At 44.6% G+C, this 1710-nt stretch carries 1 protein-coding gene; it reads right to left on the bottom strand.

What is annotated here, in order from left to right; all coding sequences use genetic code 11:
* Window positions 1–1710 (bottom strand): Ig-like domain-containing protein (locus ACP6PM_RS33630; RefSeq protein ID WP_426591194.1); only part of this gene is annotated, 1710 nt, incomplete at both ends.

The raw sequence follows: 1710 nt of genomic DNA, 5'->3' as shown, positions 1-1710 counted from the left end.
TGGTTGGTTAATAAATGTTGTGCTGTTGTCATTGTTGGCAACGGGGGGTTGGTTTTCTGGTAGGGTTGGTGTGACATCAACAGTAATATTAGCCTGGTTGGATACTGCTCCTAAGTTATCTTGAATAGTATATGTAATGGGAGTGGTTGTCCCAGTAAATTCGGCTTCTGGGGTAAAAGTAATATTTCCGGCATCATCTACTGTATAAGTGCCTTCTCCTGGTATCGTTAGACTGGTGTCTCGTTCTGGTGTATTGGGGTCTATGTCTACTGTGGTTAGGTCTATTGTACTGTCGGGGTCAGTGTCATTATCTGTAATGTTGAAGGTGACTGGTTGCCCAAGTTGTGTACTTTCACTGTTGTCTGTAGCTATAGGTGGTAAGTTGGTGACTGTAACTGTGATATTGGCTGGATTTGATGTATTGTTATTTTCGTCTGCTATTGTGTAGGGTATGCTCACTTCTCCGACAAAGTCGGTTTCGGGTGTGAAGGTGACATCACCATTGTTATCTACATTGAAACTACCTTGAGTGGGAATTGTGAATGTTTGGTCGATATCAGGGGTGCTGGGGTTTAAGTCTATGGTAGAGGGGTCTACAATTCCTTCTGAGTCAATATCGTTGTTACTAATATTGAATGTTACTGCTTGGTTGACTGGGGTACTGTCATTGTCGTCTGTGGCAATTGGAGGGTTGTCTATGACTTCTACGGTAATATTGCCTTGGTTAGTCAGGTTTCCTGTTGTATCTTCTACGGTGTAAGGAATGGTGACAACTCCGACAAACCCTGGTGCGGGAGTAAAAGTTATTTCTCCATTCTCATCTACTGTAAAGTTTCCTTGGTCTAGTGTGAGTGTTTTTTCGGCTTCAGGGGTGTTGGGGTCGAGGTCGATAGTTGCTGGGTCTATCTGAGTTCCTTCATCAGGTATGTCATTTTCAGTCAGGTTGAAACTAACTGGTGTATCAACTGTGGTACTGGCGTTGTCATCGGTGGCAAATGGTAGTTCTGTGCTAATAGAAACGTTGATATTGGCTATTTCTGATGTGCTGCCATTATTGTCTGCTACTGTGTAGGGGATGGTTACTTCTCCGACAAATCCATCAATGGGTGTGAAGGTGAGGTTTCCGTTATTATCTACGGTAAATGTGCCTTGAGTTGGTAGTGTTAATGTTTTTTGGTTTCCTTGTGTGGTTGTGTCAATGTCTATGGTGCTGGGGTCGATGGTGCCATCGGTATCATTGTCGTTTTCTGTAATGTTGAATGTGACTGGTTGTCCCGGTTCAGTGCTGGCGCTGTCGTTGTTGGCTACAGGGGGGATGTTGACGACTTCGATGGTGATATTTGCTTGGTTGGAGGTTTCGCCGTCGTTGTCTGCTACTGTGTAGGGGATGGTTACTTCTCCGACAAATCCATCAATGGGGGTGAAGGTGGCGTTTCCGTCATCATCTACGGTTAATGTTCCTTGAGTTGGTAGTGTTAATGTTTTTTGGTTGACTGGGGTGCTTGGGTCGAGGTCGATGGTGCTGGGGTCGATGGTGCCGTCTATGTCGTTGTCGTTTTCTGTAATGTTGAATGTGACTGGTTGGTTAATAAATGTTGTGCTGTTGTCATTGTTGGCAACGGGGGGTTGGTTTGGCTCTGGACCTGATTCTACTGTAATGTCTACTATAGCACTGCTGGTATCTCCATCACTATCTGTGATTGTGTAGTT

The organism is Dapis brunnea BLCC-M229, assembly GCF_050015995.1.
Classification (GTDB): domain Bacteria; phylum Cyanobacteriota; class Cyanobacteriia; order Cyanobacteriales; family Microcoleaceae; genus Trichodesmium.
The sequence above is the reverse complement of the archived record's forward strand: the minus strand, read 5'-3'. Positions and strand labels throughout refer to the sequence as shown.